At 63.5% G+C, this 23149-nt stretch carries 22 protein-coding genes; 8 read left to right on the forward strand and 14 right to left on the reverse strand.

The annotated features are described in order from the left end of the window. The first annotated feature begins 119 nt into the window (after positions 1–119). Positions 120–1160, forward strand: a complete 1041-nt coding sequence (locus P6U30_RS14935) for an IS110 family transposase (protein ID WP_407164670.1) — start codon at positions 120–122, stop codon at positions 1158–1160. 367 nt (positions 1161–1527) lie between these two features. Here P6U30_RS14935 and P6U30_RS14940 read toward each other — a convergent pair whose 3' ends face one another. Next, positions 1528–2472 carry an ornithine cyclodeaminase family protein gene (locus P6U30_RS14940; RefSeq protein WP_407169730.1) on the reverse strand — a complete coding sequence of 315 codons (945 nt, stop codon included), beginning with the start codon at positions 2470–2472 and terminating at the stop codon, positions 1528–1530. A 117-nt stretch (positions 2473–2589) separates the two neighbouring features. Between P6U30_RS14940 and P6U30_RS14945 the strand changes: the two genes are divergently transcribed. Then, a complete protein-coding gene (locus P6U30_RS14945; protein WP_407169731.1) occupies positions 2590–3384 on the forward strand; it encodes a hypothetical protein in 795 nt (264 codons plus the stop codon). Between the two features lie 39 nt (positions 3385–3423). Here the strand turns inward: P6U30_RS14945 and P6U30_RS14950 are convergent, their stop codons facing one another. Continuing rightward, a complete protein-coding gene (locus tag P6U30_RS14950; RefSeq protein WP_407169732.1) occupies positions 3424–4008 on the reverse strand; it encodes an HdeD family acid-resistance protein in 585 nt (194 codons plus the stop codon). A 225-nt stretch (positions 4009–4233) separates the two neighbouring features. Between P6U30_RS14950 and P6U30_RS14955 the strand changes: the two genes are divergently transcribed. Further along, entirely contained in the window at positions 4234–4455 is a 222-nt protein-coding gene (locus P6U30_RS14955) for a dodecin (protein ID WP_407169733.1), read from the forward strand. Positions 4456–4635: 180 nt separating this feature from the next. Here P6U30_RS14955 and P6U30_RS14960 read toward each other — a convergent pair whose 3' ends face one another. Together P6U30_RS14960 and P6U30_RS14965 are read right to left on the reverse strand one after the other, a co-directional pair. Further along, on the reverse strand, positions 4636–5196 hold the full coding sequence (locus tag P6U30_RS14960) for a GNAT family N-acetyltransferase (protein WP_407169734.1): 561 nt from the start codon (positions 5194–5196) through the stop codon (positions 4636–4638). A gap of 18 nt (positions 5197–5214) precedes the next feature. Continuing rightward, entirely contained in the window at positions 5215–7572 is a 2358-nt protein-coding gene (locus tag P6U30_RS14965; RefSeq protein WP_407169735.1) for an Orn/Lys/Arg decarboxylase N-terminal domain-containing protein, read from the reverse strand. A gap of 388 nt (positions 7573–7960) precedes the next feature. Between P6U30_RS14965 and P6U30_RS14970 the strand changes: the two genes are divergently transcribed. Then, a complete protein-coding gene (locus P6U30_RS14970; protein ID WP_407169736.1) occupies positions 7961–9118 on the forward strand; it encodes an acyl-CoA dehydrogenase family protein in 1158 nt (385 codons plus the stop codon). Positions 9119–9132: 14 nt separating this feature from the next. On the opposite strand, the gene P6U30_RS14975 is transcribed toward P6U30_RS14970, so the two are convergent. Together P6U30_RS14975 and P6U30_RS14980 are read right to left on the reverse strand one after the other, a co-directional pair. Continuing rightward, positions 9133–10290, reverse strand: coding sequence for a DJ-1/PfpI family protein (locus tag P6U30_RS14975; protein WP_407169737.1), 1158 nt, complete (start codon positions 10288–10290; stop codon positions 9133–9135). 169 nt (positions 10291–10459) lie between these two features. Then, positions 10460–11074 carry a tetratricopeptide repeat protein gene (locus P6U30_RS14980; protein WP_407169738.1) on the reverse strand — a complete coding sequence of 205 codons (615 nt, stop codon included), beginning with the start codon at positions 11072–11074 and terminating at the stop codon, positions 10460–10462. A 399-nt stretch (positions 11075–11473) separates the two neighbouring features. Between P6U30_RS14980 and P6U30_RS14985 the strand changes: the two genes are divergently transcribed. After that, positions 11474–12424 (forward strand): oxygenase MpaB family protein, encoded by a 951-nt coding sequence (locus tag P6U30_RS14985; protein ID WP_407170457.1) that lies wholly within the window; start codon positions 11474–11476, stop codon positions 12422–12424. Positions 12425–12490: 66 nt separating this feature from the next. Here P6U30_RS14985 and mctP read toward each other — a convergent pair whose 3' ends face one another. Continuing rightward, on the reverse strand, positions 12491–14047 hold the full coding sequence (gene mctP, locus P6U30_RS14990; RefSeq protein ID WP_407169739.1) for a monocarboxylate uptake permease MctP: 1557 nt from the start codon (positions 14045–14047) through the stop codon (positions 12491–12493). Positions 14048–14140: 93 nt separating this feature from the next. After that, complete coding sequence (locus P6U30_RS14995; RefSeq protein ID WP_407151811.1) at positions 14141–14350, reverse strand: DUF3311 domain-containing protein; 210 nt, start codon at positions 14348–14350, stop codon at positions 14141–14143. A 312-nt stretch (positions 14351–14662) separates the two neighbouring features. Between P6U30_RS14995 and P6U30_RS15000 the strand changes: the two genes are divergently transcribed. Beyond that, positions 14663–15049: an ester cyclase gene (locus P6U30_RS15000; protein ID WP_407169740.1), complete on the forward strand. Its 387-nt coding sequence runs from the start codon at positions 14663–14665 to the stop codon at positions 15047–15049. Positions 15050–15114: 65 nt separating this feature from the next. Here P6U30_RS15000 and P6U30_RS15005 read toward each other — a convergent pair whose 3' ends face one another. Beyond that, positions 15115–15879 (reverse strand): substrate-binding domain-containing protein, encoded by a 765-nt coding sequence (locus P6U30_RS15005; RefSeq protein WP_407169741.1) that lies wholly within the window; start codon positions 15877–15879, stop codon positions 15115–15117. A 118-nt stretch (positions 15880–15997) separates the two neighbouring features. Then, positions 15998–17317: an MFS transporter gene (locus tag P6U30_RS15010; RefSeq protein ID WP_407169742.1), complete on the reverse strand. Its 1320-nt coding sequence runs from the start codon at positions 17315–17317 to the stop codon at positions 15998–16000. Positions 17318–18054: 737 nt separating this feature from the next. On the opposite strand from P6U30_RS15010, the gene P6U30_RS15015 reads away from it, so the two are divergent. Further along, the gene (locus tag P6U30_RS15015; protein ID WP_407169743.1) at positions 18055–18822 is read left to right on the forward strand and encodes an SDR family oxidoreductase; all 768 of its coding nucleotides are present in this window, start codon (positions 18055–18057) and stop codon (positions 18820–18822) included. Positions 18823–18844: 22 nt separating this feature from the next. Then, positions 18845–19609, forward strand: a complete 765-nt coding sequence (locus P6U30_RS15020) for a glucose 1-dehydrogenase (protein WP_407169744.1) — start codon at positions 18845–18847, stop codon at positions 19607–19609. 141 nt (positions 19610–19750) lie between these two features. On the opposite strand, the gene P6U30_RS15025 is transcribed toward P6U30_RS15020, so the two are convergent. The 4 genes from P6U30_RS15025 to P6U30_RS15040 all read right to left on the reverse strand — a co-directional run bounded on the left by P6U30_RS15025 (position 19751) and on the right by P6U30_RS15040 (position 22982). Further along, complete coding sequence (locus tag P6U30_RS15025) at positions 19751–20173, reverse strand: MAPEG family protein (RefSeq protein WP_407169745.1); 423 nt, start codon at positions 20171–20173, stop codon at positions 19751–19753. A gap of 45 nt (positions 20174–20218) precedes the next feature. Beyond that, complete coding sequence (locus P6U30_RS15030; RefSeq protein ID WP_407170458.1) at positions 20219–20704, reverse strand: SRPBCC family protein; 486 nt, start codon at positions 20702–20704, stop codon at positions 20219–20221. 2 nt (positions 20705–20706) lie between these two features. Beyond that, entirely contained in the window at positions 20707–21018 is a 312-nt protein-coding gene (locus tag P6U30_RS15035) for an ArsR/SmtB family transcription factor (protein ID WP_407169746.1), read from the reverse strand. 230 nt (positions 21019–21248) lie between these two features. Beyond that, positions 21249–22982, reverse strand: coding sequence for an adenylate/guanylate cyclase domain-containing protein (locus P6U30_RS15040; RefSeq protein ID WP_407169747.1), 1734 nt, complete (start codon positions 22980–22982; stop codon positions 21249–21251). Between the last annotated feature and the right edge of the window lie 167 nt (positions 22983–23149).

Consider the following 23149-nt stretch of genomic DNA (forward strand, 5'->3'; position numbering starts at 1 on the left):
CGGCGCTATTGGATGGCGCGCGTCGCGCGGCTGGCTTGGAAGGGGGCGGTCGTCCCTCACATTGATGGTGTAACGGAGTCGAGGCAAGGCCTCGCTCCAAGCATCGAGGAGAGACGACCATGGACCATTATGCCGGAATCGACGTGTCATTGGAATGCTCCAGCGTGTGCGTTGTCGACGCGAACGGCAAGATCACTCGGGAGGCGAAGGTGGCGAGCGAACCGGAAGCGCTGATCGGCTGGTTCCGTTCGCTCGGGTTCGAGCTGGCCAGGATCGGGCTGGAGGCCGGGCCGCTGTCACAGTGGCTTTACGCGGCGATGAAGAAGGCTGGACTTGCGGTCGAGCTATTGGAGACACGCCACGTGAGCGATGCCTTCAAAGCGATGCCGGTGAAGTCGGACCGCAACGATGCCCGCAACATCGCGCAATTGATGCGGCTCGGCTGGTTCCGGCCGGTGCATTGCAAGTCGATGAGTGCCCAGGAGACCCGCGCGATGCTGACGGCGCGCAAGCTGATCCAGGCCAAGCTTCAGGATCTCGAGAACAGCTTGCGCGGGATCTTGCGTGGCTTCGGCCTGAAGGTCGGCAAGACGACGAAGTGCAGCTTTGCGGCACGGATCGGCGAGCTGGTGGCCGGCCATCCAGCCCTCGAGGCGATCGCCGCGGCGACGCTGGCAGTTCATGCGGTGTTGCTGCGCGAGTTCAACGGTCTTGAGAAGCGGGTGCGGGCGATGTCTGTGCTGGACGCCAAGGCCAGGCTGTTGATGTCGACGCCGGCCGTGGGGCCGGTCATCTCGCTGACCTATGCCAGCGCCATCGATGACCCCTCGCGCTTCACCTCCTCGAAGCGGGCGGGACCGCTGTTCGGGTTGACGCCGAAGAAGCACCAGTCAGGGGAGACCGACTACTCCGGCCGCATCAGCAAAAATGGCGACGCCGCCGTGCGCGAGGCCCTCTATGAGGCTGCCCACATCATCCTGACCAAGCCGATCAAGGGCTGTGCACAGCTCAAGAGCTGGGCGATGCGGATCGCCAGGCGCGCCGGCATGAACAAGGCCAAGGTGGCGCTGGCGCGCAAACTCGCCGTGATCATGCTGCGCATGCTTAAGGACAACGTCCCCTTCAATCCGGCTACCAAGGCAACCGCAATGGCGGCCTAACAGAGGAGCGCACAGGTTTTCGGGCGGGTCACGACACCAGCCTTCCCGAAGCGAAGTCCCTTCGCCGGGACGATGGATCAGGTCAGGCCGTCATCCGGGTTGTCGACGCATCCAACAATGCGATCACGCTTCCGTAGATTGGTCGACCTGCTCCTCCCTAGAACCCCATCAGGCGACGGCCACAGCGCCGATCCCGTACAGAAGCAGGTTCCCGGCGAGCGGATGACGCAAAAGGGATTGACTAACCAAGGCCCGTTACAGAAGCCCGGATGAGCGAAGCGATATCCGGGCTGAGCTAGCCCGCATGTCGCTGCGCTTATGCGGGCTACTCGTCGCCAGTCCGCCTTTGCGTTCTCGAAGCTGCGGTTTACCGCAACTCCTTTCCCAACCGGTGAAACACCGTCTCGCAAGTCATCAAATCGAGATGGCCGCCGCCGGCGTTCTTGAAGAAGGTGATGTCATCGGCCGACAGCCGGCCGGCGACCTTGCCGCTGGCGAGGTCGTAGTGGTCGCCGAGCACGTCGCGCTCGCTGATGGCGCCGCTGGCGATCGGTTGCAGGATGTCGCCGACGCCGTCGAAGGCGGATTCGCGGCGGTCGACAAAGATGCGGGCGCGCCGCGCCGCCTCGTCGTCGGCCTCGCGCGTCTCCGGCGTGAAGCCGCCGACCAGGTCGAGATGAGTGCCGGGCTTCAGGTTCGCGCCCTTGACCAGCGGCTCACGCGAGCGCGTGCAGGTGGTGATCACATCGGCTTCGCGGGTTGCGGCATCGAGATCGGTGGCGACCTCGGCGGCAACGCCTTCGCCGGCGAGCTGCGTGGCGAGTTCTTGGGCGCGCTCCGCGGTTCGGTTCCAGATCAGCACGCGGCGCAGCGACGGCCGCACCGTGCGGTGCCCGCGCACCAGCCAGCGCGCCATCTCGCCGGCGCCGACCACGAGCAGAGTTTCGACATCGGGCCGTGCGAGCAGCTTGGCGCCGAGCGCGGAGTCCGCGGCCGTCTTCCAATGGGTGATCTCGGAGGCATCCATTACCGCGAGCGGCCGCCCGTCGACGCCGTCGAACAGCACGCAGACCGCCTGCACGGCGGGCAGCTTGCCCTGCGCGAGATTGCCCGGGAAGCTGGTGTACAATTTGGTCATCATGAAGCGCCCGGCATCGACCGCGCTGCGCGTCACGAGCTGCTGCCCCTTGCCGTCGCCGAGATAGCCGTCGTGCACCGCGATCTTCGGCCGGCGGTGTGCCGCCTCGATCGCCTCGATCAGGATCGGAAAGGTCAGGACGCGATTGACCTCGCTGTCGTCGACAAAATGCACGTCGTTCTCCTCCGAGCGCTGTTGCGCTCTCCTCGCTGGGCTCGCCCGAAACGGGCTTGGACTTGATCGGGGATGGATAGCGCGTGGGGAAGGGTAGTCAACCGGACATGCGCGCCCGTGCCGCGCTTGCTATGCTCGCGGCCGATTCTGTCGCAGGTTTCGTTCAAGGCCGTGGTTGCATTCATCGTCGCCATCCTGACCTTCACGCTGCTTGCGGGCGCAGCGCTCGCGAGCATGGCGGTTTATGGCCGGCTCGAGGAGCATCATCGCACCGACGACACCAATACTTCAGTGCGGCTGGTCGCGACCCTGTTCGTCACCATGCCGTCGCTGCTGCTCGGCCTGATGATGAACAACGCGGCCAACACCTATGTGGCGATCGACCGCAACCTGCATGTCTTCGCGACCGACATCATCATGCTCGATCGCACGTTGCGGCCACTCGGCCCGAGCGCCGACGAGCCGCGGCAGCGGCTGCTTGCCTATGTCCAGCACGCATTGAAGGACGTGCCCATCGTCCGCGCTACCGAGAGTTCCGAGCATCTGCTCGATGAGGTCGGCACCAGCCTGCGCTCGCTGCGGTTCGATGACGAACAGATGATCGCGCTGTGGAACGATGCGCGTGCGCTCTACCGCCAGTTACAGCAGCAGCGCTGGACCTTCGCCGAGCAGTCCGACTCCTCGTTTCCATCGCCGATGATCGGCATCTTGGTGGCGTGGCTGACGCTGATGTTCGCAACGCTGGGCTTTCGCGCACCGCGCAATGCGGTGGTGATCGGCGCGTATGTCGCAGCGGCGGCGCTGGTCTCGGCCGCGATCTATCTGATCCTCGACATGAGCACGCCGTTCTCCGGGCCGATCCAACTGTCCGACCGGCCGCTGGTGCGCGCGGCGGAGGAGATCCAGCGGTAGGGCGAATTCGCCGCTGCTAACCCGCCCTGCGGCCGAGCCTCACGCCCGGCGCTTCAACGCCATCCCCATGCCGATCCAACTGATGCCGGCGAAGATCAGATCGACGCTGAGGAAGATGCCGAGCACGTAGAGGCTCGAGACCGGCCAGTGCGCGAGAATGATGCCGCCGAGCACGAGCGTGATGACGCCCGAAAGCGCAACCAGCCCCCACGGCGCCGCAGCGTTCATGCCGAAGGCGAGGAAGATGCGGACAATCCCCGAGATCACCAGCGCAACGCCGAGGAATAGCGTCAGTGTGGCTGCCGCGAGCACCGGATTCTCGAAGACGATGAAGCCCGCGACGACGTAGAGCACGCCGAGCAGGGCCCAGAACAGGAACTTGCCCCACGACTTGACCTGGAATGCGTTGATGATCTCGGCGATGCCCGAGACGATCATCATGACGCCCACGAACAGGACGCTGACGACGGTTGCGAAGAGTACGCTGCCGAACGCCAGGATGCCGGCGATCAGATAGATCACCCCGAGCGCGACGATCCAGCCCCACTTCGTGCGGAGGGTGGACAGTCCGGATCCGAGGCTGTGGGCAGGAGGGCTGGTGGGTGAGCTGGACGTCGTTGACATGGCATCGCTCCCGTAAGCTGGATCAAACCATGCTACCATAGGTGGCCGTGCCGACAAGGGCGGGTACGGATGGCACCGAATGCGGCGCGACACGTTGATTCAATTCGTCTGCTGTGCTGCCGCGCAGCATTCGTGCAGGCGATCCGGTTCACACCGGCGAACGGACCGTCCGGATTGCAGAGGATAACTGTCCGGTCCGCCATCCATCCTGAGGAGGTCGACATCATGCCCGCCAGTCACGACAAGGATCACGTCTACAAGATGCTGGAACTCGTTGGATCATCGGAGAAGAGCGTCGAGGCCGCGATCGAGAACGCCATCAACCGCGCGTCGAAGACGATCCGCGAGATGAAATGGTTCGAGGTCGTGCAGACGCGAGGCCATATCGAAGAGGGCAAGATCCGCCACTATCAGGTGACGCTGCGGGTCGGCTTCACGCTGGAATAGCGCGGCTTCCTGGCAGCACGCTCAAATCCAGCCCTGTCATGCTGAGGAGGCCGTATAGCGGCCGTCTCGAAGCACGACGGCCTAACTGCGGCCGTGCATGCTTCGAGACGCGCTACGCGCTTCTCAGCATGACGGGGCTGGATGTGAACGCGTTGATCCACGGCGTTGCCCGCGTCCCGATCACCGCCGTGACAGCGGCGCTGGCGGGGGCGGTTCGGTTGCGCCGGGGCCGAGTGAGCGCTGCACCATCACGCTGTCCGACCAGCGGCCGTAGCGATAGGCGACGCCGGGCAAGTGCGCGACGCGCGCGAAGCCGAACCGGTCGTGCAGCGCCAGCGACGCGGCGTTGTCGGCATCGATATAGCCGATCATCTGGCGGAAGCCGGCCGCGGCGCAAGTGTCGATCAACTCCTGCAGCAGCTTTCGGCCGACGCCCCGGCCGACATGTTGGTGATGCACGTAGATCGAGTGCTTCACCGTGTAGCGATAGGCGGGACGCTTGCGGAACATCACGACATAGGCGTAGCCGACGACCTCGCCATTGCAGACCGCGACCAGATGCGGCAGGCGGGTGTTGCGCAAATTCTTGCGGCGCTCGCGCAGATCGTCGGGCTCCGGCGTGCCGCTGTCGTCGACGCTTTCCTCGACGCCGCGGCGGATGTGGCGGCGGTAGATCGACAGCATGGCGTCGACGTCGCTGTCGCGCGAGGCGCGCACAGTGATCTTGTGCTCATTGTCCATTGCGCGCTGTCCGTCCGCTTATTCCGCCACAACGTAAGTATAGAAGCGGACGCGGCCTGACGCATCGATTTCCTTGTAGACGCCCTGGATCTCGACCTCGAATCCGGGAAACGCGTTGAAGCTTGCTTCGAACATCCTGAGATAGTCGATCATCGGCTTGCTGCGCTCCGAGAGCCGTTCGCCGGGCACGATGGTCGCGATGCCGGGCGGGTACACCACGAATGGCGTCGCCGCGATGCGGCCGAAGATTTCGTCGATCGGCAGGTAGTCGACGTCGTTGCGCACCAGATAACGCGAGGCCTCGCGCGGCGACATCGCGATCTCGGGCAGATGCTCGGGCAGGAATTGCTTCGCCTGCAGCGCGCTGACTCCGGCGTCGCGAAAGAAGCGGTGCATGTCGCCGCAGAGATCGCGCAAGCGGACCCCGGCATAGCGGTGCGGCCGCCGGCGGTAGAATTCGGGGATGACGTCCTCAAGCAGCGCGTTGTCGTCGTGCAGCTTCTTGAAGGCGACGAGGCCGGAGACCAGCGTGCCGGCCTTGCTGGCCTCGACACCCGGCGTCAGCAGGAAGAGCAGGGAGTTGAGGTCGTTCTTCTCGGCGACGATGCGGTTCTCGCGCAGATATTGCGCCACCACCGGCGCGGGAATGCCATGGTCGGCATAGGCGCCGGTCGCATGGTCGAAGCCCGGTGTCAGCAGCGTCAGCTTGTTCGGGTCGGTCATGGCAAAGCCCGCGGTCAGCTCCGGAAAGCCATGCCAGCTCTCGCCGGGCTTGAGCTGCCAGTAGGACGGGCTGGTCGCAAGCTGGTCGGTCGAGATCGTCTCCCAGGCGACATTGTGCACGCCGCCTTCGCGCGCCACGTCCGGGATCATCACGCGGTCGGGCACGAACGGCTCGAAGAACCAGCGCCGCTCGACCCGCGTCTCGTTCTCCTCGAACTCGCGCTTCACCGCGCGGATCTTCTTGCGCAGCTCGATGCCGAGCCGGATCGTGTCGTCCCACAACACTTCGCCGGAGCGACCCTTCATCATCTGCGCGCCGACGTCGAGCGAAGCGAACAGCGGATAGAACGGCGAGGTCGAGGCGTGCTGCATGAAGCTTTCGTTGAAGCGGCGGTGCTCCACGCGGCGCTTCTGGCCCTTGATGTGCCGATCGCGGATGTGGATCTGGGAGGCCTGCGAGAAGCTCGCGAGCTGCTTGTGGGTCGATTGGGTCGCGATGATGCCGGGCGCCTCGGGGCCGAGGTCGGACAGCCCCATCGCGAAGCGGCCGGCATAGATCGGGTGGAATTTCATGAAGCCGGCCCAGGCCTCATCGAACAGGATGTAGTCGCAGAGATGGCCGATGCGCTGGAGGATCATCTCGGCAGAGTGGATGGTGCCGTCATAGGTGCACTGCTCCACCACCGCGACACGGAAGGGGCGCGGCTTCTTCCAGGCGTTCTCGTCCTTGACCAGCGGGTGCTTGCGGATGGCATCGCGCAAGGCGCTCTCATCGAGCAGGTCCCAGCGCATCGGGCCGATCAGGCCCCAGGCGTTGCGCACGGTCGGAACGTAGACCGGGATGCCGCCGCCGATCAAAAGCGCGCCGTGATGGGCAGCCTTGTGGTTGTTGCGGTCGAACAGCACGAGATCGCCGTCGGTGACCAGCGAGCCGAGCGCGACCTTGTTGGAGGTCGAGGTGCCGTTGAGCACGAAATAGGTCTTCTCCGCGCCGAAGATCCGCGCCGCCTCCTTCTGCGCTCGCAGCGCCGGCCCCTCATGGGTCAGGAGGTCGCCGAGGTCGAGTACGGAATTGTCGAGATCGTCGCGGAATACCGCTTCGCCGAGATGCTCGACGAACACCCGCCCGATCGGGCTGCGGCTGTAGAACACGCCGCCATTGTGGCCGGGGCAGGTCCAGAGCTGATTGCCTTCCTCGGCATAGTCGACCAGCGCACCGAAGAACGGCGTCTTCAGCGTCTCGGCATATTGCTTGAGCCGGCTGATCAGGTTCTTGGCGATGAAGGGCGGGGTCTCCTCGGACAGGAACACGTAGCCGTCGATAAAATCCAGCACCTCGACCGGCAGGTCCTCGAACCGCTTGCGGCGGATCAGGAGGATGATCGGGAAGTCGAGGCCGCGCCGGCGCATCAGATTGATCAGCGCCGCGGTCTTGCCTTCAAGCCCCTTCTTGCCCCAGTCGACCACCATGCAGCCGATCGCGGCATCGGTCTGCACCGCGATCTCGGCATCCTCCAGCTTGCGGGCGCGCACCACCTCGAAGCCCGATCGCTCGATTTCGGCGATGATCTGGTTGAAGCGGATGCCTTCGAGATCGTCGGCCTCGAACACCGGCGCGGCGAACAGGAAGTTGAAGCGTTTGAAATAGTCCATGCGTGTCCTCGACGTCCATCAGGCTGAACCTGTCGGCACAATTCATGACAAGCGGATGACACGCGGCGGGCGCAGGACGGTAGGGCAATCGCATTTGGGAGAAAGGCGCCCTGCGGCCATCCTTCGAGACGCCCGCCTTTGGCGGGCTCCTTAAGGATGAGGTCTCGTTTTGCGGCACACCAGTAGACCCTCATGGTGAGGAGCGCCGCTTGCGGCGCGTCTCGAACCACGAGGCCGAGTACGTGCGCAGCCGCCCAAGACGTGTGCGATAGCCCCGCACCGGACGGGGAATGTGGATGAATTCAGTTCATCCTTAGCTGAAATTCTTCGCGTTTGCCTGGTGCGGCATGATGCTCGACAGTGGACGCATCCCAAGCCGGAGGGCGCCATGCTCGTACCCGCTGAAGCCAGTGTCGCGACCTATCTCGCCGCCATCGACCGGCTGGCACCGCTCGTCGCCGCGGAGCGCGAGCATTTCGACCACGACCGCAGGCTGCCCGACGCAGTCTTCAACGCGCTCGCCGAAGCGGGACTGTTTCGGCTCTATCTGCCGAGGTCGCTCGGCGGGCCGGAATTCTCCCCGTTCGATTTCATGACGATTGTCGAGGCAGCTTCCGCGCTCGACGGCTCGGTTGGCTGGATTGTCGGCAATGGCGGCGGCATGAGCCGGATCGGCGGCTATCTATCCGCGGAGGTGGCCCGGAGCTGGTTCGCCGATCCGCTGGCCTTTGTCGTCAGCGCGACCGGTGCGGTCGGCACGGCGACCGAGGTCGAAGGAGGGTATCGTGTCAGCGGACGCTGGCCGTTCGGCAGCGGAGCTCATCATGCGACCCGGTTCATGGGGCTCGCCAGCGTGAAGACGGCTGCCGGCCAGAATGGACCGCCGTTGTGCTGCTACTTCGACCGATCGGAGGTCCGGGTGCACGACACCTGGTTCGTATCCGGACTGCGTGGCACCGGAAGCTGCGACTTCGAGGTGCGCGACAGCTTTGTTCCGTTCAGCCACACCCACGCGCTGGTCGATCTTCAACCCACCGAACGCGGAATTCCATATCGGCTGCCGGGTCTGTCCGCGTTCGCCTGGACGATCTCTGTCGTTCCCCTGGGCATCGCACGAGGTGCGCTTGCGGCCTTTATCGAGCTGGCCGGGCGGAAGGCACGGCTCGGCAGCTCCGGCACGATGCGCGACAGCGAGACGGTTCAAGACATGGTTGGCCGGGCGGAGGTCGCGCTGCGTTCAGCGCGCGCCTTGCTCGCCGAAGCCATGGCCGAGTTGATCGCAGCGATCGACGCCGGAGGCGGCCGTCTTATCGAGGCGCGGGTGTTCCTGCGGACGGCTTGCGCCAATGCCGCGGAAAATGCCGCGCGGGTCGTCGACATGATTGCGGCCCATGCCGGCACCGCCGCGATCTTCGAGACCGGGACGCTGGAGCGGTCGGTCCGCGACGTCCACGCGGCGATCAAGCATGTGGCGATGAACCCGAGCTGCTATGCTCTCGGCGGTCGCGTGAGCCTCGGCCTCGATCCCGGCACGTGGCGGTTCTAGAGGGCCGGTTTCGACTATTCATTGCGCGCCGCCGGAGGTCGCGGATATTCCAGTTGCATGGCGACGAAGTCGACCGTGCTTCGACCATAGCGCGTCTCAATTTCGTCCAAGGCCTGGTCGAGTGCCTGCGCCGGCGGCGTCGTTCCTACCGGAGGGAGCAGGCGCGCCGCGGGCCAGTCGGTCGCGACCTGTTGCGGATAGATGCGCAAGCCGTTGCGCGTGATCTGGACGCCGTCGGTTGCGGCAAAGGTCACCGCGTGCGAGCGATAGGTGCGCGACCAACTGTCTGCGACCAGCGCCAGCGAAACCTCGTCGACGCCGGGCGTGAGCTTGAGGCCGAGCCGCTCCCTGTTCCAGAGGGCCAGCGCGTTCCGGATCGCGGTCAGCGCGAACGGGCGCGTGAATTTGAACGCGCTGCTGTCGTGGCGCGCATCCCAGTCGTCGACACCGATCTCGCGGGCGATCGTCTCCGCCTTGGCGCGGCCGGCGATCGCCTCGATCAGGGTGAGCGACATCGGCAGCGACGCCGAGATCCCGGTCGTCGTCGCAACGGCGCGGTCGATCACGATCCTGCGGTTCGCGACGTAGTGGATCTGAGGATGATTGTCGCGCAAGTTCTTCAGGTAGAACCAGTGGGTCGTCGCTCGCCGGCCGTCTAGCAGGCCGGCAGAGGCGAGGACCTTGGCGCCGGCGCAGACGCTGATGATGACGGCGCCGTTGTCCGCCTGGCGTCGGATCCATTGCATCACGGTCGGATCGTCGTCACGGCTCATCGCGGGCACGATGACGTAGTCGGCCCCATCGGGGTGCGCGGCATCGAACGCTGCAATCGTCGCGTCCGGTTCGACCTTCAGCACCGGGAACAATGTCACCGCTCCACGTTCCGTCGCCAGCGTCACGACGTCGGCGACATCGGCGCGCTTGAGGATGCCGTAAGGCATCAGATAGTCGGTGGTCTCGGTCATCTCATTGATGCCGACGATCGCGATCAGCGGGCGTTGTCGCTTCGGCGGCTTCAGGGCCGCGATCGATGCATCATGCTCCTCCTGCGCGATCGGAGGAGGGCGCTTGTACGTTGATGCCGCAGGAAGGGTGAGCAGCCAGCCGCCGCCAAGGATTGCAACCAGCGCGGCGACCGCAACACCACCCCATGCAAGATATCGCCAGTTCATGATGAAGTGTCTCAACGGATCGCTCAGGTCATCGCCCAAGCTATCCGGCGAGTCCATCGATCGAAACGGCGTATTTCCCGCAAAAACGGACACGCCGGTGCCGGCGGCGTCTCCATGCAGCCCGCTTGCTCATGCGGGCTACAGGCTGACACAAGGTCGACGGTGCAGCTCAGTAGACCAGGTTCGTGCCGGGCGGTTGCTCGAGTGCGGCCGCGAGCGAGCGATACTCCGCGCAATCGGTGCCGCAAATCTCGGCGATGCGGCGCAGATGGTATTCCGCCTGGTCGCGGTTGCCCTGTTCGATCTGCCACAGACCATAGTAGTTCCACGTCAGCACATGGTTCGGATCGGCCTTCAGCGCGCGTTCGTACCAGACCTGCGACTGCTTGTAGTCGCCGAGCTTGCGGTAGGAGTAGCCGATCAGATTGGCGACGTTCGGATGATCGTCGTGACCGAGCGCATGGAGTTGATCGATCGCGGCGGCATAGTCGTTGCGCTCGTAGATCGTCGCATAGGCGGCGCGGTAGCCGTCGCGAAACGCGGGATCCTCGAAGCCGGATTGCTTGGTGGGCTTTTTGGTATGTGTCGCCTTCTTGCCTTTCTGCTGTGGGTAGGTCGGCGCCGTTGCCGGCGTGTCGTAATGCGACCCGTAGGGATCGCCTCCACCTCCGCCGCCGCCACCGCCCCCGCCGCCGGCCGCGATGGTGGCCTGCGGCGGGAAGAGGGCGAGCGGCACTGTCAAGCATGCTGCAAGTGTTGCGAGCTTCATCGGTGACTTGATCATGCGCACCTCCCGATACGAACAGGCCGTCATGGCCTGAAGCACTAAACTCCCCATCGCGGGAGACATTCCGGCCCGACTCAAAAGATTGTTCTTGTTGCAATGAATGCGACAACCGCGCTGTCGCGGTGCGTGTGTGCTGCGTGACCGTAGCGGATGCTGTCTTCGTATCGGCAAAGTTCGAAGCTAACATTCATGTTAGGTTTCGCGTTGCTGGAACGCGGCTGTCCGGAAAAAGGGGGCGGGGGCGTACCGCCTTCGTACTAAGCCGGCTCAACGACAGCCGAGCGGGAGGTAATCCAGAATGTCGCAACGTTTAGAGCGCTTTGGCTGGCTCAATCGGGATAACCTGCACAGATGAGTGCAATGAACCGAGCCGCGTTCGTCTCGAAAGGTGCGCATTTGGTTTCTGAACGCGACCTGGAGGCGGCGCTTGAGTCCGTCCGGGACCGTGCCGCCGGGGCGGCCGAGGGCATCTTCGGTCCGGCCTCGATCACCTGGCAGATCGACAGGGAGGCCGTCATCTTTCTGGGCGCCGGTCGGGCCTTGCTCCTTCAGCTCGCACATCCCTGGGTCGCTGCCGCGGTGGCCGAGCACTCGCGGACCTTTGCCGATCCGATCGGCCGCTTCCATCGCACCTTTGACGTTGTGTTCACGATGGTGTTCGGCTCGCTCGACAACGCCCTTGTCGCGGCCAGGCATCTGCACCACCGCCATACCGCGATCGTCGGTTACTTGCCCGAGGCGATCGGCCCCTACGCAAGCGGCTCTCCCTACCGTGCCAACGAGGTCGCAGCGTTGCGCTGGGTTCACGCGACTCTCGTCGACACGGCCCTCATCGTGCACGACCTGATCTTGCCTCCGCTCTCGGTCGAGGAGCGCGAGCGGTATTGGGCAGAAAGCCGGCTGTTCGCGGCATTGTTCGGGCTGACGTCGGCTGACCTGCCGACGGACTGGGACTCATTCGCCACCTACACTGCGGCCATGATGCAATCGGATACGTTGTCGGTCAGCGCCGCGGCACGCGAGGTGGCCAGACAAATCTTCGCCGGGGGACGCCCTTGGCTGCGGCCGCCGCGATGGTACCGGGCGCTGAGCGCCCAGCTCCTGCCGGACCGGTTGCGCGCCGGCTTCGGATTTGTCTTGGATGAAGGTGACAAGAAAGCCGCAGAACGCGCGCTTGCATGGACGCGCCGCCTCTATCCGAAAATCCCGACGCGCCTTCGGTACGTCGGTCCCTATCAGGAAGCCCAGGCGCGACTGCAGGGCAGGCCGCAGCTCGGCTGGGCAACCCGATGTCTTAACAGGGCCTGGATCGGCCGACCTCAACTGGATCATCGCCGGAACAGGTGAGGCCGTCCCGGACGCGATCTGCGGCAAAGGTCCCGCGCTGCAACGGTGCGGTTTCGCCAGGCCGGGTCACGCTGTCGGCGACGGTGCGTGATATTCGGTCGCGGCGGTTTCGTCGGTCGAGCCGGCGCCGAGCGAGGTGAACACCAGAGTGAGGACTACCGTCAGGCCGAGGTTGACGATCACGGCGTAAAGCGCCGCGTAGCCTGGAAAGGTGAAGGTGCCGATCGCAAGCGCGTAGGTCGGCATCAGCTTCGCCGCGATGAACATCGCGGTGCCGGTTGCGATTCCGGCAGCCCAGCCGATCAGCAGTGCCCAATCATTGAACCAGCGGGTATAGACGCCGAGCATCACCGACGGCAGCGTCTGGATGATCCAGATGCCGCCGAGCAGTTGCAGGTAAATCGCAAACTTGGACGGCAAGAAGAGGATGAAGGCCAGTGCGCCGAACTTGACGATCAGCGAGACCCACTTCGCCATCTGCGCTTCCTGCCGGTCGGTCGGCTGTCGATTGATGAACTCGCGATGAATGTTGCGTGTGTAGAGATTGGCCGCGGCAATCGACATGATCGCCGCCGGGACGAGTGCCCCGATCCCGACGGCTGCGAACGCGATGCCCACAAACCATGACGGGAAGCTGTGGAGGAACAGTGCCGGCACGGCGAAGTTGTTGCCGAATTCCTTGAAGCCGGCCGCATATTCGGGACGCTCGCTGACACCTGCCGCGATGGCGAAGAAGCCGACGAGCGCGAGCAGACCGAGCATGAAGGAATAGCCCGGCAGCAGTGCGGCGTTGCGGCGGATGGCGCGGCCGCTGCTTGCGGCGAGGATCCCGGTGATGGAGTGCGGATACAGGAAGAGCGCAAGCGCCGATCCCAGCGCCAGTGTCGCATAAGCCCCATATGCGCCGGTGGTATTGTCGCCGGGCACAGCGAGCAGCAGCTTCGAGGCCGGTACCGCTGCAAAGATCTTCTCAAAGCCGCCCAACTGTATCGGAACGACGACGACGGCGGCGAACGCCGTCAGATAGATGAGGACGTCCTTGACGACGGCGATCGAGGCGGGGGCCCGCAGCCCGCTCGAATAGGTGAAGGCCGCGAGGATGATGAAGGCGATGACCAGCGGCAGGTCGCCGGCGTAACCCGTCCCCGAAATGCCCAGGCCTCCGATCACGACCTGCAGTCCGACCAGTTGCAGCGCGATGTAGGGCATCGTCGCGACGATGCCGGTGACCGCGACGGCCAACGCGAGCCAGCGGTTGCCGAAGCGTCCGCGGACGAAGTCGGCGGCGGTGATGTAATTGTGCCGGTGACAGACGTACCAGAGCCGCGGAAATGCCAGCAGGAGAATAGGGTAGGCGACGATCGTGTAGGGGACCGCGAAAAACGCGATGGCGCCGGCCCCGAAGGCGAGCGCCGGAACGGCAATGAACGTGTAGGCAGTGTAGAGGTCGCCACCGATCAGGAACCAGGCAACGACGGTGCCGAAGCGACGTCCGCCGAGTCCCCATTCATGCAGGAGGTCGAGGTCCCCTTGGCGCCAGCGGGCCGCGGCGAAGCCCAGCCAGGTGATGAAGGCAAACAGTGCCAGGAAAATGATGAAGGCGGTCCAGTTCACGCTCTGCACGGCACCCTCCCGGTTAGCCCTCCCGGTCAAATCTCCACGTTACCTCGTCGTTGTCTCCCCGTTTTGGCGATAGGCCCCGGCGTCGCTTTGGCGCTAGTCATCGGTTGCAAAGTAGACAATTGCGGTCAGGACGGCTCCGATGATGATCCAAAGAAGCTGGTACCAGTAGAAGAACGGCATGCCGATCCAGGATGGCTCGGCCCTGTTGTAGAATGGCGGCCAGAGCACTGCGATAAATTGAATGAGAAGGAGCAGGTACCACCAGCTCCAACTCCATTCCGTGCGTCGGATCTGTTGATTCATGTTTCCTCCTCGGAGGAAGCCCGGCTCCTGCTGACGTTGCGCTCGGCGGCGCGATTGCCGCGCGGTACGAAAATGCGAGCCGATCAACCATCGTGCAGCATCCGCGAGCCGGAAAGCGATCCACGGCAGCGCGCAACGGCAGTTCAATATATCACGCTGGCGCCAAACTTTGGTTCCAAATCGACGTCATGTCGTTGGCAAGAACCGGCACCAGGTCCATTCGCTAGTGCAGCATCGTCTTGCGTGTTATGGACGGCGCGTTGCCGCGCTCACAGGGGGCTGGCACGCGCGGAGGAGAACGGCAGCGAGGCCATGAGCAGGGTTGACCTCTCCGACATCTATCGAGACTACATTGCCTGTCTCAACCGACAGGAGTGGTCGCTGTTGGGACAGTTCGTGGACGATGACGTGTGCCGCAATGGCCGGCGGATCGGCCTGTCGGGCTACCGCGCGATGCTGGAGCGGGACTTTCGCGACATCCCGAATCTTCGTTTCAACATCGAGTTGCTCGTCGCCGATGCGACGCGGGTTGCGAGCCGGCTCGCATTCGATTGCTCGCCGAAGGGCAAATTCCTCGGCCTCGACGTCAACGGCAAGCGCGTGGCCTTTGCCGAAAACGTGTTCTACGAATTCCGGGACGGGAAGATCGTGCAAGTCTGGTCGGTGATCGACAAGGCCGCGATCGAGGCACAGCTCTAAAGCCTTACACGCATCGGCGTGAGGTCCGCTGACCCTGAAGGAGCGACATGGAAGCCGGCGCTCGTTCAGCGGCGGGGCCGCTCCATGCCCGCACGCTTGATCGCCGCGAGCAGATGATCGCTGTCCAAGGACAGAAAGTCGATCAGGCGCCTGGCTGCTTCGGGCGCCTTGGAGTCGCTGACGATCGCGGCTGTGAAGGTTTGGACAAGCTGCAGATTCGGGGGCAGCAAACCGACCATTTCGATGCCGGTCTCCTGCACCAACTCGCTGGTCGGCCCGATCGAAAGATTTGCCTTGCCCGCTCTAAGCGCTTCAACCGCTTCGGTCCCGCGAGCCTCGAGCGTGAGCTTGACCGTATCAGGCAGATTCAGTTTTGGGAAAATCTTGTCGCGGACGTACTGTCCGCTTGTGCTGCTTGGCACCACCACCTGGCCGGCGTCAATCAAGGCTTTCTTGAGAGCGGCATCGGTGCTGATGTCCGGCTTGGGAGCGCCCGACCGAACCGCGGCGGCCAAGGGAGCCGTCGCGAGCCCGGCATCGGATCCCGCACGAATCCGTCCGTCTTCGATGAGCGTTCGAAGTCCCTCTCGCGAAAGGATGACGACGTCCGCTTTGGTGCCGTTCGCAAGCTGGTGCCTGATGGTTTTCGGACCGGTGCCCTCCGACGCTCCCGATCCGGTTTCCACCTTGATGGCCGTACTTCGCTCGAATTCGGGCAGCACGTCCCGGTAGACCGCAGCGAAGCCACCCGAAATGATGACCTTGATCGTGTTGGGAGTGTTGGCGATTGCAGGCGTCGATGCGGCCGCAGTGGTGGCTTGCTCGGTCATTGCTCGTCCTTCGATGTCAGAGGGAAATTAGCAGTACCAAGCTGACCTTGCCAGCCAGTGGGTCGGCTTCATCACTGAATTTAGAAATAGGCCGCGTGCGCGCCGTCGAGACTCAGCTTCATGCCACTTTGCCTTCGAGATCAACGTTGCGCGTCTCAGGCGTCGCGATGATGGCATAGATGGCCAGCACCGCATAAGCCATCACCAGGAGCCCGATGTAGATATAGGCCTGATGGATCCCAAAGGTCTTGAGAATGAGACCGGCGAGGATAGGGATCAGCCCACCGCCATAGACCTGCGCGATCTGATAGCCGGCGCTGGCGCCGGAGGCGCGGTAGCTGGTCGGAAAATTCTCGGTATAGAAAGCGGGGATCGCGCCATAGCCAAATCCAAAGACGAACCCGAAGCCGATGATTTCGCCGACCGCCGCGAGCAGGAAGCTGCCGGTATTGACGAGAGTGAAAAAGGGAATCGCAAAGACCAGAAAGACGACCGCGGCAATCAGCAGCACCGCCCTGCGGCCGATCAGATCGGCCAGCCAGGAGCCGATGATCATGAAGAGCAGCATGAATGCTGCGGCGATGAGCCCGATCTGCTCCGGCTCCGATCCGCTAAACCCGACAGCTTTCATGTAGCTCGTGCCAAACACGAAATACAGGAAGAAGGCGCCGCCGAACATGGCGTTGACCAGCGACGTGCGCAGGATGACGAGCGGCATGTCGCGCCAGACCTGGGTCGCCGGATATTGCAGCACGTCGGTTGTCGTCCTGTGACGCTCGAACACGAAACTGTCTTCGGTGCGGGTTCGAATGAAGATGCCGACCACCGCGACCAGGAAGCCGAACACAAAGAGGATGCGCCAGCCCCATGCCGAGAAGGCCTCCTGCGTCATCAAGGATTTCACGATAATCACCGAGCCGAAACCCAGCAGCAGGCCGATCGGGATCGCGAAGCCAACCCAGGCGCTCCAGAAGGCCCGAAAGCGCGAGCGCGCCGCCTGTTCGGCGACCCAGGTCGAAGCGGTGCCGAATTCGGCGCCGAAGCTGATGCCCTGCGCCAGCCGAAACAGGATCAGGAGCAGGGGCGCGGTGGTGCCGATCGTGTCGTAGCTCGGCGTGAGCCCGATCAGCAGCGTGCTGGCGCCCATCAGCCACAGCGCATAAACCAGCGCGTCCTTGCGACCGTAGCGATCGGCGAGGTGGCCGAACAGATAGGCGCCGATCGGACGTATGATGATCCCGATGCCGTAAACACTGATGGCGGCCGCAGCGGCCGCGAGCGTCGGGAGCTTGAAAAAGACGTCACCCCAGACCGTCGCCGCAATCACGCCAGTCACGAGGAAGTCATACTGCTCGATGATGGAGCCGACGATGCTGGCAAGCGCAACCTTGTAGATCTGCCTCTGGCTCGGCCCCGCATGTTCGCCCGTGTCAGCCAAGCTCGCGTCCTCCTTTGCCTGCATTCGTCATCAGTGGTCGTGGTCACGGCGGAGCGGACAGGCCGTCAACGTCGCAGCCGGGCTTGCCGAGGTGCTGCACAGGCACGGCATGAGATCAGTTTCTGGGTGACGTCTGGTGGCATCTCCACAGCCTGTCGGACTGCGATGCCCCGCATCGATCTGACGTTCGCTACACTGATGCGAAGCCAATGCGCGCTGGCGCGTTCGGTTCCATAAGCGACAGCCGTGATTGTCGGGCGTCGATAGCCCTATGGCCAATCGTGCTCAGCCGATCATCACGATGAGCGTTGAAAGTTCCAGCCTCCGACAGCTTCAGGCAGTTATGGCTAGTCGGATGCTGCGGTGTGCGCGCTCGCCTTCAATTGGCAAAATTGCGAGGAGGTCGCCTGCAGCCTCGCGGCTCATTCATAACGTCCACTAATGATTCCAATCAATTTCTATCACCTAATCTTCAGCGTTCGAAAGATTTAGGTTCAGCGTGGTCGGCCGGACGAGCAGTGGCAAGGAACGCCTTTCGTCCATGCCGAAATCCGGCCGTCGAGAACAACCTCTGCGGCTCATGATCCTGCATGCCTTGCTCGCGGCGTAGCGCGAGAAACTTGAGATCGGAACAGGCGAGCAGGCGCCTTGATTTCGAAGCGGCCGAAACCAATCCCCGGACCCGCGAGTGGACCACCGAACGGATCGAATGATTGCAACATGAAGTGAGGAATTGGATGAACCCGATCTATGACTTCAAAGGACAGGTGGCCCTGGTCACCGGTGCCGCCAAGGGCATGGGACTGGCAACGGCGCGGATGTTCGCCGAAAGCGGCGCCTCCGTGGTTCTGGCCGACCTGGACGGCGATCTCGCCGCGAAGGAGGCCGAGCGGATCGTCCGGGACGGCGGCAGCGCAATTGGCTTGGCCTGCGACGTCGCCGACGAGACGCGGGTGGCGGCGATGGTCGACCGCGCGGTCGCAGAGTACGGACGGCTCGACATGGCGTTCAACAACGCCGGCATCCAAGTGCCGCCATCGGACGCCGCGGAGGAGCCGATCGAGCATTTCGAGCGCGTCACGGCGGTAAACCAGCGAGGTGTCTGGGCCTGCATGAAGCATGAGCTGCGCGTGATGCGCGATCAAGGAAGCGGCGCGATCGTCAATTGCTCCTCGTTGGGCGGTCTCGTCGGCCTCCCGCAACGCGCAGCCTATCACGGCACCAAACATGCCGTGCTCGGAATGACCAGGAGTGCGGGTGTCGAATACGCCCCGCGCGGCATCCGCATCAACGCGGTCTGCCCCGGCACAATCGACACGCCGATGGTTGCCGACATGCTCAAGGGCCAGGCCGATGCGATGGCCGAAATCATGAAGCAGCAGCCAATCGGCCGCCTCGGCCGGGCCGAGGAGGTCGCGGCCGCCGTGTTATGGCTATGCAGTCCCGCCGCCAGCTTTGTCATCGGCGTAGCCCTGCCGGTCGATGGCGGCTTCACCGCACACTGAGGATTCCACCAATGGGTGCAGCATGGTAGACGCCTTCGAAGGAAAGGTTGCGCTTGTGACCGGCGCCGCCGGCGGCATTGGTCTGGCGACGGCTAGGGCGTTTGGTGTTGCAGGCGCGTCCGTGGTCGTTGCGGACAGCAACACAGCGTTGCTTGAAGCTGCCGCTGCTGAACTGCGATCCGCGGGTCATGAGATCCTTGCCATCGGCTGCGATGTCACGGATCGGGGCCAAGTGAACGCAATGATCGAGCAGGCGATCGAGACTTACGGCAAGCTCGATGCAGCTTTCAACAATGCGGGCATAAACTGCGATGGTGCGCCACTGGTTGAAACAGAAGACGCCGAGTTTGACAACATCATCGATGTCAATCTGCGGGGTGTGTGGAATTGCATGAAGGCGGAGCTTCGCCACATGACCGCGCAAAGAAGCGGCACAATCGTCAACTGCTCGTCGATCGGCGGGATGCGGGGCTCCAAAGGGCGCGCCGCTTACTCCGCCAGCAAATTCGGAGTGATAGGTCTGACCCGAGCCTTGGCACTCGATTATGCCGGGAAGGGCATTCGTATCAACGCCGTATGCCCAGGCATTATCGGCAATACGCCGATGGCGAAGCGGGTCACAAAGGACAATGATCCAGAGATCGTCAGGACGTTCATAGCAGCCGAACCGATCGGACGCCTCGGCGAACCCGAAGAAATTGCTGCCGCTGTTCTATGGTTATGCGGCCCAGCGGCAAGCTTTGTGGTCGGCCATGCCTTAACGGTCGATGGAGGTATCTTGGCCTAGCCACCGGAACGGAAACTGTCTCCTTGCAAAAGCCGCCGATGGTGGTCGAACTGCTCGCCGGCCAGCCGATATGCTGATGGCCAAACGGGAATCAGCCATGGGCCAGAGGACGACATTATCGCTTGTTCAGGCTCCTCAGTGTTAGACAGGTAAGTGAATAGCTGCGAGGGCGGTCGTGGCAATGAGAATGATTGTCACGAGCGCTCCCGAAACATAGAGAAGGGTTCTGATGCTGCCGCCTTTGGCGGCTTTGCCGCCACGCAAATAGACCGCAACGTGGATCAGACGAATAGCAACATAGACCCATACGAGCGTGGCAAGCGTAACAGGGCTGATCCCGACCATCATGGCGAGGACTGCTGGGACGATAAAGGGCGGCAGTGCCTCCACCCCATTCATGTGGACGCGATCAATCCGGTACAGCAAGTTGTTGTCATCCGCCGGCAGGATAGGTCCGGAGAGTACGCCCGACCTGCCTTTGGACGATCCTGAATGAATCGCCAGCAATATCGACAGGAGGCAGAGGACAAGCACTCCGACAACACTAGGCGAGTAAGCTGCCACACGGGCCTCCGCAATTGCGATAACGTCGCGTTGGATACGCGAGCGTCATTCCTCGCGGGCGATCCGCTCGGCGAACCGCTTCAGATAGAGCGGCCAACCCTGATCGCCCTCGACGCCGTCGCGCACGCCTTCCCAGCCTTGGCCATGACGTTCGAGGTGACGGTGCTCGAGCTCTAACCTAGTCCGGCTTGGCGTTTCGGCGATGAACCGTACCTCCCATTCACTTGTCTTGTCGGGATCGGTCTCAATTTGCCATCGTGGGCTGATGTCCCAGCTTAGGAGCACGCGATTCGGTGGCTCAAAAGCCAACACACGCGCCCAGCGGCATTCGCTGCCGTCGACGCCACGATCATATACGTGACCGCCGACCCGAGGCTCGAACACCGTTTCTGCGATGGGAACGGAGAGCAGATTGTGTTCGCGTGGCTTGAAGCTGCCGAAGTCTTCCGTGAAGACCTTGAACGCGCGCTCGATAGGCGCCTCGACCACGATCGATTGTTTGATGGGCGCGGCCGATACACGTCTGCTCACTGCTAGTCCTCCCCTGATCTTTCGACGGCCATCTTGTAAGCCGCGAGTGTGCTGCTCCAGAACCGGTCGAGCCAAGCGCGCATCTGGCCGAGCCCCGCCGGATCGATGTGATAAACATTGCTGGCACCCTTCGGCTCGGCGCGAACCAAACGCGATTCGCGTAGCACCTTGAGATGCTGGGAGACGGCTGACTGGGAGACCGTTAGCTCCCTGGTGATTTCAGCGACGGTGCGAGGTCGCGCCCCCACGAGTTCGAATATTCGTCTCCGAGTCGGATCCCCTAGAGCGGCCAACTGCACGCTATCTTTGGCCATGGCCAGCCAGCCTCCACCCGCCATCGTGACAGGACCTTGCCGGATCCCCACAGTGGAGTCTTACACGATCATAAGCCATGGCTAATGATTAGCATGAACTTATGATCGCGTCAACGCATTGAGTGAGTGTCTGACACGGGCGAAACCTCAGCTACGGGTCAAAGGCCATCTATGACCATCGACCTGGCCAACGGCCGCTTCGCTTTCAGGAGCGGACTTTTGAGTGCGCGCTACTTGTGCTCGAGGTGCCAGGCGCCGTCCCAGTCCGCGGCGAGCGGGTTTTGCCGGAGGCCGGCCACGCGCGCTTTCAATGCGGTCGACGGGCCGTCGCCGGGCGCTGCCGCCAGTGCGGCTGCAAATGCCTGCTCGGCATCGTCCCAGCGCCGCTCGCGATAGGCCGCGAGACCTTCCGCATAATGCTGCCGCAACAACGCCTGCGCCGGGGTCAGCTCATCCTTCCTGGCCATGATCTCGAACACGGTCTGCGGCTGGGTCTGGCCGACCACGACCAGACGATCGATCTCGCGCAGCTCGATTGCCGACGCGCAAGCGGCCGCCGTCGCTTCCGAGATCAGGGTGCGGCTGCCGTAGACTTTGTTGACGCCTTCCAGCCGCGAGGCGAGGTTCACGGTGTCGCCGAGCACGGTGTAGCTCATCATGAATTCCGAGCCGATGCTGCCGACCAGCGCTTCGCCGGTGGCGATCCCGATGCGGATGTCACAGTCGGCCGGGATGGCGCGGACTCCGAGCAGCTCGGGCAATTCCTTGCGGAGCTGCGCGACGTGCCCGATCATGTCGAGCGCAGCCAATGCTGCGAGCTCGGTCTGCTCGGTCTCCTCGACGAAGGGCGCGCCCCAATAGGCCATGATGGCATCGCCGATATACTTGTCGATGATGCCGCGATGGGCGTGGACCGGTGCCGACATGGTCGAGAGATAGAGGTTCATGATCTTGACCAGCCCTCGCGGCGTCACGCCCTCGCTCAAGGTGGTAAAGCCCTTCATGTCGCAGAACATCACCGTCATGATGCGACGTTGCCCCTCGGTGGCGGCGATCGCCGGTTGTTCGAGCAGGCCTTCGGCGATCCGCGGATTGATGTAGCGGCCGAAGGTTTCGCGGATGCGCTGGTTGTGGCGCAGCGTCTCGATCATGCGGTTGAAGGCGGCCGAGAGCTGGCCGATCTCGTCCTGTGTCGTGATGGTGATGGTGCCGTCGAGACGGCCAGCCTCGACCTCGCGGGTGCCTTCCAAGAGCCGCATCACCGGGCGCGTGATGCCGCTGCCGACCAGCATCGCGAACACGAAGCCGAGCACGGCGGCGATCGCGGTGACCACCGCCGAGACGATGATGGCGCGCTGCTGCGCGGCCATTACGGTCTTGGCGCTGCCGCCGACCTGCGCCAGCATATCGGCGCGGATGCCTTCGATCCTGGCGTTGAACTCGTCGCGCAGGGCCTCGGCATGGAGCATCGTCTTGCGCGCCGCGGCGAAATCCTTCGCGTCGAGCTCATCGAGCAGCGCCTGGTTTTCGGTGTTCAGCCGGACCAGCAGGTCGTTGAGCGCATTGTCGATCCGATCGTCGATGCGTCCGAGCGCGGCATTGTCCGATGGCGTCGAGGGATCGTCGATGATCGCTTCGATCAACTTGCGCGCGGCGTTGGCTTCCTGGGTGATCACCGGATTGATCTGATCGAAGGTCTTGCGCGCGGCAGCGTAGCTTTCGTCCTCCGCCGATCCCTGCATCTTCGCCATCATCATCCGCCGCATCGCGAGCGAGCGTTCGAGCGAGCGGACGTTGACGCGGGCGAGATGGGCGTAGGCGGGAATGTAGCGATTGGTGAGCTCGCCGAGCAGATGGCCGACCCGGCCCGCCATCACCATCGACAACAGCGATGTCACCACCGCGAGGATGATCAGCCCCGCGGCGATGCCGACGATCTTCTGCCTGATCGACTTCCGAAACATGCGCCTCGCGCCCAGCCCTGGCCGCAGCTCAAACCGCCAATCCGTCGTCGCGGCGGAACAGCTAATAAAGTTCCATGGGTCGCCGCGCAAGGACGGATCTCCCCGGGGGTCCCGACCGGAGCGAGAGAGCGCAAATCGCCCCTAGCTGTGATTTGCCGCAAAACGAA

The organism is Bradyrhizobium sp. ORS 111 (assembly GCF_045571485.1).
GTDB lineage: Bacteria > Pseudomonadota > Alphaproteobacteria > Rhizobiales > Xanthobacteraceae > Bradyrhizobium.